This is a genomic window from Deltaproteobacteria bacterium (assembly GCA_019310525.1).
GTDB lineage: Bacteria > Desulfobacterota > DSM-4660 > Desulfatiglandales > HGW-15 > JAFDEE01.
Genome location: JAFDEE010000013.1, coordinates 1 through 15,479 on the forward strand (window position 1 = coordinate 1; position 15,479 = coordinate 15,479).

14 protein-coding genes are annotated in these 15,479 nt (G+C 56.9%); all 14 read left to right on the plus strand.

All coding sequences use genetic code 11. The features are described 5' to 3' along the window. Positions 1–594: 594 nt before the first annotated feature. Complete coding sequence (locus tag JRF57_03545; protein ID MBW2302769.1) at positions 595–927, plus strand: hypothetical protein; 333 nt, start codon at positions 595–597, stop codon at positions 925–927. Beyond that, positions 924–3,959, plus strand: coding sequence for a tetratricopeptide repeat protein (locus JRF57_03550; GenBank protein ID MBW2302770.1), 3,036 nt, complete (start codon positions 924–926; stop codon positions 3,957–3,959). Before JRF57_03545 ends, JRF57_03550 begins: the two co-directional genes overlap by 4 nt. Before the next feature lie 80 nt (positions 3,960–4,039). Next, positions 4,040–5,482, plus strand: a complete 1,443-nt coding sequence (locus JRF57_03555; GenBank protein MBW2302771.1) for a sigma-54-dependent Fis family transcriptional regulator — start codon at positions 4,040–4,042, stop codon at positions 5,480–5,482. Between the two features lie 108 nt (positions 5,483–5,590). After that, positions 5,591–6,016, plus strand: coding sequence for a flagellar basal body rod protein FlgB (flgB, locus tag JRF57_03560; protein MBW2302772.1), 426 nt, complete (start codon positions 5,591–5,593; stop codon positions 6,014–6,016). Positions 6,017–6,022: 6 nt separating this feature from the next. Next, positions 6,023–6,469: a flagellar basal body rod protein FlgC gene (gene flgC / locus JRF57_03565; GenBank protein ID MBW2302773.1), complete on the plus strand. Its 447-nt coding sequence runs from the start codon at positions 6,023–6,025 to the stop codon at positions 6,467–6,469. A gap of 14 nt (positions 6,470–6,483) precedes the next feature. After that, positions 6,484–6,780 (plus strand): flagellar hook-basal body complex protein FliE, encoded by a 297-nt coding sequence (fliE, locus tag JRF57_03570; protein ID MBW2302774.1) that lies wholly within the window; start codon positions 6,484–6,486, stop codon positions 6,778–6,780. A gap of 100 nt (positions 6,781–6,880) precedes the next feature. Beyond that, positions 6,881–8,479 (plus strand): flagellar M-ring protein FliF, encoded by a 1,599-nt coding sequence (fliF, locus tag JRF57_03575; protein ID MBW2302775.1) that lies wholly within the window; start codon positions 6,881–6,883, stop codon positions 8,477–8,479. After that, on the plus strand, positions 8,480–9,490 hold the full coding sequence (gene fliG, locus JRF57_03580; GenBank protein ID MBW2302776.1) for a flagellar motor switch protein FliG: 1,011 nt from the start codon (positions 8,480–8,482) through the stop codon (positions 9,488–9,490). After that, entirely contained in the window at positions 9,483–10,223 is a 741-nt protein-coding gene (locus JRF57_03585) for a hypothetical protein (GenBank protein ID MBW2302777.1), read from the plus strand. The genes fliG and JRF57_03585 overlap by 8 nt, the downstream gene beginning before the upstream one ends. Further along, positions 10,220–11,548, plus strand: coding sequence for a FliI/YscN family ATPase (locus JRF57_03590; protein MBW2302778.1), 1,329 nt, complete (start codon positions 10,220–10,222; stop codon positions 11,546–11,548). Before JRF57_03585 ends, JRF57_03590 begins: the two co-directional genes overlap by 4 nt. Positions 11,549–11,591: 43 nt before the next feature. Further along, positions 11,592–12,035, plus strand: coding sequence for a flagellar export protein FliJ (gene fliJ / locus JRF57_03595; protein ID MBW2302779.1), 444 nt, complete (start codon positions 11,592–11,594; stop codon positions 12,033–12,035). Continuing rightward, positions 12,032–12,610, plus strand: a complete 579-nt coding sequence (locus tag JRF57_03600; protein MBW2302780.1) for a hypothetical protein — start codon at positions 12,032–12,034, stop codon at positions 12,608–12,610. The genes fliJ and JRF57_03600 overlap by 4 nt, the downstream gene beginning before the upstream one ends. Before the next feature lie 337 nt (positions 12,611–12,947). Then, positions 12,948–14,699, plus strand: coding sequence for a flagellar hook-length control protein FliK (locus JRF57_03605; GenBank protein MBW2302781.1), 1,752 nt, complete (start codon positions 12,948–12,950; stop codon positions 14,697–14,699). Between the two features lie 25 nt (positions 14,700–14,724). Further along, the gene (locus JRF57_03610) at positions 14,725–15,435 is read left to right on the plus strand and encodes a flagellar hook assembly protein FlgD (GenBank protein ID MBW2302782.1); all 711 of its coding nucleotides are present in this window, start codon (positions 14,725–14,727) and stop codon (positions 15,433–15,435) included. Positions 15,436–15,479 lie beyond the last annotated feature (44 nt).

Below are 15,479 nucleotides of genomic sequence, written 5' to 3' on the forward strand. Positions count from 1 at the left end.
CCGGCGGGCAGGCGCTCCGCCGTCCATGGCTCCGCTCCCGCCAGATACCGGCGGACAGGCACTGCGGATTTCGTCCCTTCATCTATCCTGATTCAGGGCCGAAATACGCCCGCTACGGAGAAAATGTCAGCCACTGCTTTCCGCTGCCTCCTGAAAATTTAAGTCCTCGAAATGCTTCAATGTATGGAGGCCTGTCCCGCTTGGCATCTCAAGCGGGGCGGTTCTTCGCCTTCCTTGACCTTGCACAAGTTTTCTCATTTATGGATGGACACTAAATAAGCAAGTAGGATGCCAGAGGGGCCGCCTCGAACCAAGTTTTCTTTCCCCAAGGCCCAAAGGGGCTTCCGGAAGGGGTCCCTGAAAAAGGGGCTGCTCGTTACGAAGGGGTTTTCATTTCCGTCAATATGTTGACGCTCTCAGCAGTTTTCCTGGAGATTCCACGGTGTAGGGTGTTGGATGATTTTTTATTAAAAACAGTCAGATAGAAGGATGAAGGGGTGGTTTTCCAGGTGAAGGAACGGGTGGCACAGGATGTGCTTACATAGAGAATAACAACGAGTCATATCGTTTTACACCTGAGATGCGAGGACGGCCATGAAAAAGAAAAGGGCAGGTTCTTTGCCGGGGTGGGTGTGCCTCCTGCTCCTGGTTTTATCTTTTCCGGGTGTGGCCCTTGGAGGGGAAGGGATTCCGAAGGTCCAGGTACCTGAAGGCGTTTACATCAATCTTACCAGAGATTTCTATGAGGCCCTCAGGGATGAAGGGGGAAGGGGCCCCCGAACTTACAGTAACGATCCCTCTGCAGAATACCTGCGACAAATCGCCATCTCCACCCGGTTCATGGTGGAGACCAATCTCCAAATCCTGAAACTCCAGGAGGAGATCCTGCGGCTCTTGAAGACGCAGTCTGGATCCGGAAGGAAATGAAGATCCCGCTCAGATGTCTCATTGCCGGGCTTTTATGCCTGGTGGGCACGGTCTTTCCCAGGGAGACCGGGGCAGCCAATAAGGTTTACGATTACCGCCTGCTTAAGGAAAAGGGTGTGGCCAGGTTTGTGCTCCTGCTGGAGGAGTCCCCGAAATATAGTTTGAAACCGGCCCGTGGAGGAGCCTTGAAACTCACGTTGGCCGACGCCCGGATCGAGACCCGATTGAGCCGGGTACCGGGGACCCATCCAGGGGATGTGAAGATCGAGGAAGAAAAAAAGAACCCATCCGGCCTGACATTTCATATCCGGCTCGGGGGCCCGGCTCGTCTTGTGGAGACCTCTTGGCTCCCAAAGGAAAAACTTTTGCTCCTTACGGCCAAGCTGGGCGGAGCGGGGGATTGGCCCGCCAAGCCCGTAAAAACCGTCCTGAAGAGGCTTCGATTCGGTATCCAGAAAGAGTATTCCAGGATGGTGGCGGACCTTGGGAAAAGGCCCATGTGGGAATGGGATCGGAGAGCGGCAAACCGGGCCGTGTTGAGGATCCCAAAGGGCCTGACGCGTCTTCGAAGGAAGGAGTTTACGGGCATTGATCGAATCGGGGATGTGAGAGTGAAGAGAGCACCTGGAGGCGTGGATATCGATCTGGTCTTTACAGGGACCGACGGGGATCATGCCAGGATCTTCTGGCTTGATGCCGGGAAGAAACTCGTGGCTGATTTTTTCGATCGGCCCCTGGCCCTGACAGATGAGCGCCTTCGGTTGAAAAGGAAGGAAAGGGAAGATGTAAAGATCGCCAAAAAGGAGTCCCAACCATCCAAGGATCCCGCTTTGGAGAAGGGAAAGGCGGGTGAGGACATCCGTGGACCCCTGGCCTCTGAAAATCTTTCCGCAGGGACGGAGAGGAAGGAGATGCCGCCCGTTCCCTCATCAGCGCCCGGTGGCGGGCCTGTGGTGAGGAAGAAGATCCACCGGCCCGGGCAATCTCCAGGGTCCGGAACAACGGTGGCGGCCATCCCCCCACCCGTGATCCACCCCGTAGATATCATCATAGAACCCGACATTGACCTGGATCACATGGACCGGATCTACAACCCGGAATGGGTCCACCATCTGAACTCGGAAGAGGCCTTTCTGGTGGGCCGCATCCAGGAAGCCTGGGAGACCAAGGCCTATGAGAAGGGGGCCAAGCTCATGGAAGACTTCCTTTCGCGTTTTCCCGAGTCGCCCTTGAGGGAAAGCCTCTCTTTCCTGATCGGTGACTTCCGGTTGGCCCTCCTGAAAGAGGGGAGAAAAGAGGTCTTCCCTCTGGTCATTAAGAGTTATTCCGAGGCGGTCCGGCGTTTCCCCCAATCGGGACGGGTGGGGAGAACTTACGTGAGAATGGCTCAGGCCGAGGCCTTCATGGGAAGGAATTATGATGCCCTGGCTTCCCTAGATATGGCTATCGGGCGGTACCCGGAGGGCTCCCATCTCCCCCTCGCCTACCTGACCCGGGGCAAGGTCTATCTCCGGTTGAATCAGCCGGAAAAGGCTGTCAGGGACCTCAAGGTTGTATTGAGCCGCTTCCCCCACTCTTCGGTCGTGGAGGAGGCCCATTATGAGATCGCCAAATATCTTTATAGCGTGGGCGCCTATAAAGAGGCGAAGAAAAGGTTCAGTGAACTTCTTGAGAAAGACCCGGATTTCTATCTCAAGTTCCCAGGGTTCCTGAGCTTTATGGCCCAGACATCCCTTTACCTTAAGGATTACGAGACCGCCCGTAATTATTACTTCAAGGCCCTGAATCTCGGGCACCAACCGGAGTCCGAGGATTTATTGCTCGCCCATATCGGGGATACCTATAACCAGCAGTCCAGGGAACGGGAGGCGGAAAAGTTTTATCGCCTTGCCATCGAGTTGGATCCCGAGAGCGAAGGGGCGTCCATCGCCCGCCTGCGCCTGGCCGACTATGCCTCCGGGGTGACCTTGTTTAAAGAGGTGCACCAGAAAAACCTCAATAACACCATCGGGGATCTGGCGTTGCTGAACATGGCCAAGCGGCTCTACGAACAGAGACAGTATCAGATGGCCATGGATACCCTGAAAAAGCTCATGGAAAAGCCGAAGAATCCGGATATCCAGGAGAAGGCCCGGGATCTGTACGCCAGTGCCGTGGAGGAGGAACTCAAGAAGCGTTACAAGTCCGGAGAATACGATAAGGTGGTGGCTATGCGGGAGTCCGGGATCCTGCCGAGACCCTCAAAGCTGGACCCCGAAGTTTACCTCATGGTCGCCCAGTCTTACTACCATCTTGAGAAATACGGAGAAGCCATCCAGGTGTTCAGGGCCGTCAAGCCCTATGATCTTTCCCTGACCTCAAAGGGGGCCTATTTCATGCAGTTGGCGGACTGCTACGAACGCGAAGGGGATCTCCTGAGGGCCGAGAAGGTCTTGGAGCAGGGACGCCGGGAAGGACTGGCGACCGCCGACAAGCAGAGGATCACCCTGAAACTGGCCGACCTGCTCAAGGAGAATGCAGACTTCAGAAGGGCCTATGGACTCTATGAGAGCGTGGTAAAGGACAAGAGGGTGTTGAGCGACCTGGAGATCGCCCGGGCCTACCTGGCCATGGGTCAAATCAGCAACCTGGAACAGCGTTACGAGAGGGCCCGGGCCTCACTCAACCGGTGTATCGCCCTGGCGGAGAAAGACCGAAAGGATCTGGGCCTCCTTCAGTCGGCCTACGTGGAGATGGGAAACGGATACCACCGTGAAGGAAATGATGCCATGGCCATCAAGGCCTACCGCAGGGGGCTGGATCTTGGATACGGTCCGGAGAAAAAGGATTACTGGAAAATAAATTACCGTCTGGCCCTCTCCTACCTGAACACAGGGAAAACCAGGGAGGCGGAAGAGATTTTCAACGCTATAGCGGAAGAGGGAGATCCCTTGCTGCAACAGAAGGTCCAGATCAAGATGGGGATGATGGACCTGGAAAAGCAATTGAAACGACTCCCAATCCCCAGGGATCGGGAGGAAGAGACCCTTTAGGTTCGGGATGATTCAGAAGTCGACCCCTCGTCTCCCCTCCCTAGAGATAGGGAAGAGCAAGGGGCATTGAAGCTTGAGCTATGCCGAAAACGAATCGAAAAAAAATCCTGTGGACGGTCAGGGATTTTGCTCCTCCCAAGAGCCTCTGGGACCGACTCGAAGAGATGGACATGAAAGTCCTTCTGGCCGATCCGGGGGAAGATCCTCTTGAAAAAATCCAGAAGTCGTCCCCGGCCCTTTGGGTCGCCCAGACCAACGGAGGATCCGCGGATAACCTGGCGATGCTGGACAAGATTCGTTCGACCTGTCCGGATCTTCCTATCGTCGTAATGAGCACCGCACCGAGCGTGGAAGAGGCGGTCAAAATCCTCAAAATGGGAATCCGGGACTACATTCCCAAAGGCGCTTCGGAAGAACAGATCCGCCTGAGCGTGGAAGGGGTTTTGGGGCAATCTTTGAGCCGGAAATCTTTTTCCCGCCCCAAGATGCAAGGGCAGGACGATTCCCAGGAAGCTCCTATTGCCGTTGATTCGGCCATGAAAAAGATCCTCGCTCTGGCCAGGAAGGTCGCCGGCAGCAGGACAACTATCCTGATACAGGGTGAGAGCGGAACCGGGAAGGAGGTCCTCGCCCGGTACATTCATCGCTGCAGCAACAGGAAAGAAGCGCCTTTCGTGGCAGTCAACTGTTCCGCCCTGCCCGAGACCTTGCTGGAAAGCGAACTCTTCGGGCATGAGCGGGGAGCCTTTACCGGCGCCGTAGCCCGGAAAAAGGGAAAATTCGAATTGGCCGACGGAGGCACCCTGCTCCTGGACGAGATCAGCGAGATGGATATCTCCATCCAGGCCAAGCTCCTGCGGGTGTTGCAGGAAAGGGAAGTGGACCGGGTCGGCGGACAGTTTCCCGTTCCCGTTGACACCCGGGTCATCGCCACCACGAACCGGGACCTTGAAAGTGAAACAAAAAAAGGTCGCTTCCGGCTCGACCTCTTTTACCGCCTCAACGTGATCCCCCTCCGATTGCCCCCCCTCAGGGATCGGCCCGATGACATCGTCCCGCTGGCCAACCATTTTCTTGAAAGGCATTGCAGTCTCAACGGTATTTCCCAAAAAAGGCTGACCCCGGAAGGTGAAAAGTTTTTGAAAGAGAGGGGATGGCCGGGAAATGTCAGGGAACTGGAAAATCTCATGGAAAGGGCCACCCTCCTGGTGGAATCGGACCAGGTGGGGCGAGCGGACCTCGAAGAAATTCTCGGGCCGGGAGAGGACGAATCTGTTGAATTCGGAATCGATCGCGTTCTTCCCCTCAAGGATATGGAAAAGCGAATGATATTCCGCGCCCTGAACGACCACGGGGGAAACCGGACCCATGCCGCAAGGGTTCTGGGAATCAGCGTCCGGACCCTGCGAAACAAGCTTAACGAGTACCAGGAAGAACTCAAGAGGAGCAGGGCAACAGAGGAAAGCCCGCAGGGCGTCAAATTCCCGACAGGCCGGGCCTCTTCGGGAAGGGATGGGACCTAGCTATAATACCCGATACGTCGGAGGACCCGTCCTGAAATCCGCAAAGAGAGTGGTATCCCTTTTGCATTAATACTTGGGTACCCCTTTGGTGAAGGAGAGGAATCAACCATGGACAGGCTCAATGGTAAAGGTATCACGGGGAAGACCGTTTCGCTCCTGGCCCGTGCCCTGGATTTCAGGAGCGCCAATCACAACGTGATTTCCAGCAATTTGGCCAACATCGACACCCCAGGTTTCCGGCCCAAGGAGATCAGTTTCAGCGAGGCCCTGAAACGGGAGGTGGAAAAGACGGGACTGCCCCTTCGAAAGACCGACCCGAACCATTTTTCCCATTTCACGGGAAGTCTCGACCCGGGTGAGCGGGTCTACACCATGAGGACATTAGGGAAGACCATAGTGGGTTCAAACCAGATCAACATCGACCGCGAAATGGCCAAGATGGTGGAAAACAACCTGTTGTTCGAGGCCTCGGCCAGGTTGTTGGCCAAGAAATTCGAGGCCTTGAAACTGGCGATCGAGTCAGGAAGGAGGTAAGGGAAGATGGACTTGATGCAGGCCATTGAACGGGCGGCGAGCGGCATGCTGGCCCAGAGGATACGGCTCAATGTCATATCCACGAACCTGGCCAATGCAAATACCACGAGGACCGAGGATGGAAAACCTTACCGGAGGAAGACGGTTATTTTCGAGACTACCCCGGGGGTGCCCGGCGTGGAATCTTTTGAAAAGCGCCTGAAAAGTACTCTCGAAGCCCGACTCAGCGGGGTTCGGGTGCGGGAAATCGTGCCCGTTGGGGGAGAATTCAAGAAAATATATGATCCTTCTCACCCCGATGCGGATGAAAATGGGTTCGTTTACCTGCCCAATGTCAACCTTGTGGAAGAGATGGTCAACATGCTGGATGCGAACCGGGCTTACGAGGCCAATGCCGCGGTGATCAAAGCCGCGAAGAACATGGCGCTCAAGGCCATTGAGCTCGGCCGTTAATGGGGAGAACTGAAATGGATCCTGTTTCCAGGATATCGGGTAACGTACCGGGTTTCTTCGGGCCGAAGAAAGGGAGCGCTTCCCCAGGCGGGGATAGTTTTGCAGATACCCTGAAGGCCTTTGCCCGGTATGTGGATGGTGAAATCAAGAAGTCGGACCGAATGGCACAGGAATTCGCGGTGGGAAAGAGACAGGATATCCATGAGGTCATGATAGCAGCACAGAAGGCCGACCTCTCCTTCCGTTTCCTGCTCCAGATCCGGAACAAACTCATGGAGGCCTATCAGGAAGTGATGCGCATGCAGTTCTAACGAGTGTAAGGCCGCCCCTTGAACCACCGGGGAACCCGGGGTTTGGGGAGGAGAGGCATGCTGCCCCGCTCAAGCTCAACGCTTGAAAAAAGGATGTAACATGGCGGAAACAGAGAAGAATTCCATTCAGCAGTTCATTCAGGTGTTCAAGGCCATGCCCAATGGGAAAAAGGCTTCCTTCGGGCTGGTCGTAGTCACCCTGGTTGGTGGGTTCATCGCGCTCTTTCTCTGGGCGAACCGGCCTGATTTCCAGGTCCTTTTCGCGAACCTTGATGCGGCGGATGCAGGAAGGATCACAGAGAAACTTCGGGAGCAAAAGATCCCCTACCAGCTCAAGGAAGGGGGAAGCGCGATCATGGTCCCAAGGGAAAAAGTCTACCAGCTCAGGCTGGAGCTCGCAAGTGAAGGCATCCCCCGGGGCCACAATGTGGGTTTTGAGATATTCGACAACCTGCCCTTCAGTACGACCGAGTTCGTGCAAAAGCTGAAATACAAGCAGGCCCTCCAGGGAGAGTTGGCCCGCACCATCATGGAATTCGATGCAGTGGACCAGGCAAGGGTCCATATCGTCACGTCCGGCGATTCTCTTTTCGCCGAACCGGAAAAACCCGCCACAGCGTCGGTCGTTTTAAGGCTCCACCCGGGCAGGTCCCTGGACCAGAGGCAGATGCAGGGAATCATCAATCTCGTGGCCCGGGCCGTTGAGGGCCTGAAACCCGAGAACGTAACGCTCGTGGACATGTCCCGAGGGCTCCTTTCCAAGGGATACCCGGGAGGCGACGGGGCCGACGCCCTCAGCCGGGCCCAGTTCGAATACCAGCAGAAGATCGAGAGGACCCTGGAGCACCGCATCCAAACCATGCTGGAGTCCGTAGTGGGCATGAACAGGGTGGTGGCGAGGGTCTCCGCGGAGGTGGATTTCGAGAGGGTCAAGATCCTGGAAGAGAGGTTCGACCCCGACAGCAGCGTTATTCGGAGCGAGCAGAAGGAAAAGGAGGTTTCCTCGGATCAGAGCGGTTATGCGGCAGGATCCCCTGACCTCCAGGCCCAGGTATATAAAAGCCCTGGAACCATGGGGGGTGGAGGAAGCTCGGGCAAGAGCTTTCAAAAAGAGAACTCCGTGATCAATTACGAGATCAATAAGATACAGCGCCAGGTCATGAACTCCGTGGGAGAAATCAAGCGCCTCTCCGTCGCCGTCATCGTGGACGGGCCCTATGTTTCTGAGAAGGGACCGGACGGGAAGACCATCCAGAAGTTCGTGCCCCGAAGTCGAAGGGAAATGAAGACCTTCGAGGACATCGTCAAGAAGGCGATGGGCTTCAGGAGTGAACGAGGAGACCAGGTGAGCGTGACCAATATCCCCTTCGCCATCCAGACGGAGGAAGTGGCGCTCGTAGGGAACGGATCTCCCTGGTTGGACTATGCCCGTAAGGCCACCAAGCCCCTTTTCAACATTTTCCTGATCGCCCTCTTCTTCCTCTTCGCTGTAAGGCCTTTCAAGAGGTGGCTGAAAAACGCCGGGGAATCCATCTTTGTACCGTCTCTTCCACAGGGAGAGGGCGTTCCCCAGCTCTCCGAGCAGGCGGGAGAGGCGGCGGACAAGACTGGTGAAAAGAAACGAACTGCGGAGATCACCGCCAGCAACCCGGACATGGCGGCCCAGGTGATCCGGGCGTGGTTGCACGAGGGAAGGTAATTGGCTTCGACGAGTACACTTACGGGCGCAAGGAAAGCGGCCATCTTCTTGTTGGTCATGGGAGAGGAGTTCACCGCCCAGGTCTTCAAGCACCTGGAGGAGGGGGAGATCAAGTTGATCGGCGAGCACATGGCCCAGATCAAGAAGGTGGATCCCCAACTGGTATCCTCTATCATGGAGGAGTTCTCATACACCTATGAAGGCACAGGAACCATCAACGTGTCGGGGAAAGAATTTCTCCAAAAATCCGTATCCCTGGCTTTCGACTCCAGAAAAGCGGACGATCTCCTCGAAGACCTGCTCTCCAGGCGGGGCCTGGGATCCTTTGAAAAGCTCGGGTCCCTCAGCCCCCCGGTCCTGGCCAATATGCTCCTAAACGAACACCCTCAGACCATCGCCCTCATACTGGTCAACATGAAATTCCAGCATGCGGCCGAGGTGGTCCAGCACCTGCCCGAAGAGATCCAGAGCGAGGTCATCATGCGGATCGCCAACCTGGGGGACGTCCCCAATGAGATCGTCCACGAGATCCAGGAGAGCATCGAGGAGCAGCTTTCCAATATCAGCCGGGCCTCGGACGAGAATCTGGGCGGCATCCAGACGGCGGCCGAGATTCTGAACCACATGGATCACAAGACCGAGAACAGTATCCTCGAAAAGATCGAGACCGAACAGGAGGAGCTTGCCGAGGAGATCCGTCAGTCCATGTTCGTCTTCTCCGACCTGGTCACCCTGGACGATCGGTCCATCCGCGCCCTCCTCAAGGAGATCAGCAACGACGAACTCATCCTGGCCCTCAAGACCGCCAGCGAGGAATTGGCGGAGAAGATTTTCAGCAACGTCAGCCAGAGGGCCGCCCAAATGATGAAGGAAGACATGGAAGTGATGGGCCCGGTGAGACTCCGGGATGTGGAACAGGCCCAGCTCAATATCATCAAGGTCGCCCGAAGGCTTGCGGAGGAAGGGAAGATCGTGCTTGGCAGCAAAGGGGGTGACGATATCCTTGTCTAGCTTGATCAAGGAACCCCATGATCCGCTTTTGCAGGTGGAACCTTACGAGGTGGAGGATATGACCCCGGAGGAGGACGCCGGTCCGGTGGACTCCGGTGGGGTTGTTCAGTTGCCGGTTCACGGTCTGGAATCCTCATCTTATTCGGGACACTCCCAGGAGGAGTCGCCGGTACAGGAGGAACCCCCGGAGGAGAGCCTGGAGGAACGCCTGGCCCGACTTGAGCGGGAGGCCTACGAGAAAGGGTTTGAACAGGGACGAAAGGACGGCCTGGATCTCGAACAGCGCCAGTTGATGGAAAAAGGGAAGGAACTTGATGCCCTTTTTAAAGAGATCAGCGATTTGAAGGGCCGGATTTATTCCGAGGCCGAAGGGGAGTTGCTTGAGCTGAGCCTGTTGATAGCCGAAAGGATCCTCCACAGGGAGGTCGAGACCGATCCCCGGGTCATCAGGGAGACCATCCGGGCGGCCCTTTCTTTCGTGGCGGACAGGAGCCGCGTGAGGATCCTGATCCACCCGGAGGACATGGAGGAGGTCCAGAGGATGTTGCCTGATCTTGCCGCCGAGAACAGGGGGAGAACGTTCCAGGTGGCGGCGGACCCGGCCGTGGAACGCGGGGGGTGTGTCCTGGAGACGGGATTCGGCCGCCTCAACGCCACCTTGAAGGACCAGATCGAGGTAATCAAAAAGGAACTGGAGGAAGAGTTTTCAGGAAAGCTGGGGGAAGATTCATGAGCCTGTCCCTGGCGCGATACCTTGACAGGGTCCGCACCTGCCCCATGATCCGGATGGAAGGGGAGGTCAAGAAGGTGGTGGGCACGGTCATTGAGGGAGAGGGCCCTCCTATTCCGGTGGGCGGGGTTTGCCGGATCCTGTCCCCGAATCTTTCCGAACCTGTCGTGGCAGAGGCAGTGGGTTTCAGGGATGGGCGGGTGATCTTAATGCCCCTTTCGAATTGCGAGGGCGTGCAGCCGGGAAGTCGAATCATCGCCCACCGTTACGAAGCCAAGGTGGGAGCGGGCGTCGGCCTTCTGGGGCGTGTCCTGGACGGCCTGGGAAACCCCCTTGACGGAGAGCCGGCGCCCAGTGTCGAAAAATTCATGTCCCTTTATGCCCCTCCCCTGAATCCCTTGCGGAGGAGCAGGATCCGGGAACCCCTGGATGTGGGGGTTCGTTCCATCAATTGCCTGATCACCCTGGCCAAGGGCCAGCGGTGCGGGATCATGGCGGGATCGGGCGTGGGAAAGAGCGTTTTGCTCGGAATGATGGCCCGATATACTCAGGCGGATGTCAATGTCATAGCCCTGATAGGAGAGCGGGGAAGGGAAGTCAAGGAATTCATCGAGCGGGATCTGGGGAAGGAGGGATTGAAACGCTCCGTTGTTGTGGCGGCCACCTCGGATACCTCTCCCCTGATAAGGATTCGTGGGGCCTATTTGGCCACCGCCATAGCGGAATTTTTCCGGGACCACCAGGGTAAAGACGTACTCTTGATGATGGATTCCGTAACCCGCTTTGCCATGGCGGCCCGGGAGGTCGGACTGGCCGCAGGTGAACCACCGACCACCAAGGCCTATCCCCCCAGTACCTTTGCACACCTCCCCCGGCTCCTGGAACGGGCCGGAACCAACGGAGGAACGGGATCCATCACGGGAATCTACACGGTGCTGGTGGAGGGGGACGACATGAACGAACCCATCGGGGATGCGGTGCGTTCTATCGTGGATGGGCATATCGTCCTGGACCGGCAGTTGGCAACCCGGGGACACTATCCTGCGATCGATGTGCTCTCCAGCGTGAGCCGCCTTATGGGGGACGTGGTGGACCGGGAGCATCTCTCCCGTGCCGTTGAACTGAGGCGTATTCTGGCCGATTACGCCAAGATCGAGGACCTTGTAAATCTCGGTGCTTACGAGAAGGGGGCCAACAGGAGGACGGACCGGGCCCTGGAGATGATCGAGGAGGTCAATGCTTTCCTTCAGCAGGATGTGGGAAGAGGGTGCACCCTGGAGGAGGGACTCAGGGAGCTTACCAGGCTCCTGAACTCCAAGAAGATGTGAGGGAAAGGTCCCGGGGAGACTTGTACGAAGGAAGGATTAGGAAGTGGGATATTCCTTCAGATACCAGCCCGTCCTCAACTACCGGGAGCGGCGGAAGGAACAGGCCGAGATCGCCCTGGCCAAGGCCCGGGAACGGCTGGGAGAGGCCCGCAGACTACTGGAAGAGTACCGTAGAAAACTTTACGAGACAACCCGGGACTTCGAGTCCAGATTAAAGACGGGAATGTCGGCCGATGAGATTCAAAACCACCGGGAATACCTGGAGACCCTCGGGAGGCGAATCGAGTCCCAAGAAGAGGAAGTTTTCAGGTTGGAAAAGGTGGTGCGCCGAAAGATGCACGAAGTCCTCCAGCGGAGCAGGGAATACAGGATCATGGAAAAGCTCAGGGACAAGGACTTCGATGCCTGGCGTCGCAAGCAATTTCAGGAAGAGCAGAAATGGATGAACGAGGTGGCAGTCACCCGCCACGGAAGGGAGTTCCCATGAAGGACAGGAAATGGACGTACTTCGGGTTGGGGTTTCTCCTGCTCGGCCTGGTGGGAGTCAAGATCCTGTTGAGTGGAATCTTTCTTGATTTCAGTGCCCTTGGTTTTTCCACCCCGTCTTTGGCCGTCGCCGGTGACAGGGGCGTATCCGATAAAACCCCTGCGGCTCCGGAGGCTTCGCCGGAACCTTCTTCGGAAACGCTTGAGAGGAAGGCCCAGGAACTGAGGGCCAAGGAACTGGAACTGCAGAAAAGAGAACAGGAACTCCTGCCGCTCAAGGCCGAGATAGAGGAAAAACTGGCACAGTTGAACGAGCTTCAACTCAGGTTGACGGCCTATGCCAAGCAGTTGGCCGACAGAGAGAAGGCCCTGGAGGATGCCAAGATGGCTCATCTCGTGGCCCTTTATTCGGCAATGGAACCAGCGCGGGCGGCCGCCATCATGGACAAACTCAAGATCCAGACGGTGGTCCTCATTCTCCGGCACATGAAGGGGAAATCCGCGGGAAAGATCCTCGCAATGATGAATCCGGAACGAGGCGCCCTGATAAGCGAGAAACTGGCCCACCTCAATTAAGGGGGTCTTCTTTTCCGGGAATCCCCCTGCCCCGTCCCCATGTGATTTCCCGCTGATCCCCAACCGACCACCTGACCTTCCACCCCATCCGACCTTGAAATGGGCGATCCTTTCTACACCCGCCCAGTAACGGGCCTCACCCAGGTGATAAGGAAATTTTTACCTACCTGCCTGCAGCGTACGGCCAAATTTTTCCCTGCCTTCAGGTCCCTGTATCCGGCTATTGTAATGTAATTGTCTGGAATTATTAAAAATGCTGCCAAGGCTCTTCAATGGCACACCCATTGCTCACCTGTATCTGCGAAAGGAACAGGACCAGAAGGGATAAGGAGACGCCATGCAACAGGTCGCTCAAATGATGATGTCCCTCGCCATAACGGGAGGAGACAAACCGGCGGGCATGCGGAAAACTCCCCAGGAGATCGGAAACGGCCTCTTCAAGACTTTTCTCACCAGAGGCGGTGAATCCCTCTTTTCTGAAAAGGGCGCCCGATCTGTCGTAGGTGACGGGGGAAAGAGGGGTGCCCGGGGCTCCGACCCCCTGAAGATGCTGGAGGACATCCTGAAATACGTGGGAATGCCCACTTCACAATTCAGGCTGCCTCCCGGGGTCACCCCACAGCTCATCCATTTCCTGGAAAAGAGGGGCCTCAGTCGGGAAGAAATCAGCAGGCTCCTCCAGTCAGCCACGGATGCAGACGGAATGATCCAAATGGATCGCCTCTTGGCAGGGCTTGGGAAGGGACTGGAAAGGCAAGGGGATGCCGTCCCCGAGCTGATCGTGGAGATGGATCGGGTGCCCGAGGTGGAGTCCCTCCTCTTCAAGCTGGGTTTCGGCGTCGAAGACGTCAAGAAGATGATGGAGAATTCGGTGAGGGAGGGGGAAGGTCTATCTTTGTCCAGGCTCTCCAGGGAACTCGGCGGGAGGATCCCCGGGTTTTCCTCTGAGAAGGAAATCGCGGCCTTCCTCAGTGAGCAGGGAATCAAGAGCCGTCCTCGGGTATTAGGTGACTCTCTTGGTCTGGAGGTCGAGAAAAAGATCAAAGCCTTTTCCGATGTGACCCCGGAGGAGCTTCAACAGAAGGTCAAAAGTGAGATAGCCGGGATCCTGAGGCGGAAAGGCGTGCCTCCCGAGGAAGTCAAGGCCTTCCTTGAAAGACTCTCGATAAAGACCCACAGCGGGAATTCGCGGGCGGAGGATCCGCTAAACGCCTCAACCAGGGGCAAGGGAGCGAGCGAGGCAGAGGCCATGAACCTCTTGAGCCAGGTGGTGATCAAGCCCCGTTCCGACCAGCGCCCCGGGGGGTGGCAGAAGAGGATCATGGAGATCCTGAGACAGGAGAACCTGGCCGGGAATTTCGGTCAACCGGTGGAAACCCCGGAGGATGAAGGCCATGTGCTGCGTTCCGCCATCGCCGAGTGGATCAAGGGGGGCAAGGCGGGACAGATGATCTCTGATCTCCAAGGGGAAAGGGTCCCCTGGACCGCCGGGCGGCCGATCCTTCAGGGGAAGGCGGAAACCCATGGCGGGCGGACAAAAGGTCGAACGACCGGCGTCAAGGATTTTATCGAAGTGAGGAATGCAGCCGGGAATGATCTTCAGGGGAGCAGGGAGATCAATGGAATCCGGGAAGGTGGAACCTTGAATTCCTCCAGGGAGACCGGCGGATTGCCCCATCCCCTTCCAAGGATCGTTGAAAAGATCGGCCTCATGATACGGGGCGGTGAGCAGCGGGGCAGTATCCGGATCTCTCCTCCCGAACTGGGCCGCCTGGAGGTGGAGCTCGTGATCAAGCAGGGACATGTACATGCAAACCTGAGCACAGAGAATCCCATGGTGAAAGAGATCATAGAGGCCAACCTCCATCATCTCAGGCAGCAATTGACCGAGCAGGGTTTTATCGTCGAAAAATTCGAGGTCATGGTGGGATTGGGGGATCGTCAAGAGCGCGAAAGGAACGACTGGATGGCGGGGGGAAGCGGACGCAGGCGGAGATCTTTCGGGCAGACAGGGGAGGAGCCGGCCCTTTCTCCGGTGATCCAGGATACGGTCGTCTCGGAGGACGGCCAGGTGAGCGTCCACGTGTGAAGGAAACTGGAAAGGAGGGGAGGACATGCTGGAAGGAATCAGCGGGATCCCCATGGTGGAGGATAAGAGCAAGAATAACTATACGGAAAAATCCAAGGAGGTCATGGGCCGGGATGACTTCTTGAAGATGTTCCTGGCCCAGATGCGGCACCAGGACCCCCTGAACCCCATGGATACCCAGCAGTTTTCGGCCCAGTTGGCCCAGTTCAGCAGTCTGGAGCAACTCTACAACGTAAATGAGACCCTGGAGGCCATTAAGGAGTCAGAGGCCGGACTCGGCCGGTATCAGGCCCTGAGTTTCATCGGCAAGGAGGTCCTGGCCGAGGGCGACCGGATCCCCCTGGTCGAGGGTAAGGAAGGAAAAGCGGCCTTCAGAATCCCGGAAAAGGCCGATTGTACGGCCCATATTGTGAACGACGAGGGTCAGCTCTTGAGGAAGATCCCTCTGGGTGTCCTTCAGGCCGGCAGGCACGATTTCACCTGGGACGGAAAGAATGACCTGGGAGGAACCATGCCCCCCGGGACCTACCGCTTCGAAGTGAGCGCCCGGTCGATCAGTGGAGCGGCGGTGAAGGCCGAAACACTGATCAGGGGACTGGTGGAGAAGATCAATCTTGAGGGGAATTCCCCTCTCCTTTATGTGGGAGAGATTCCGCTCAGGCTTTCCCAGATCCTGGATATCCGGGCACCCGCGGATATACAGGGCGGCGGTGAGTCTGTGGGTGGCGACAGCTAGGGCCTTGAATATAGAGGTCCCGGATAAAAGGGTAGGCAGACTGA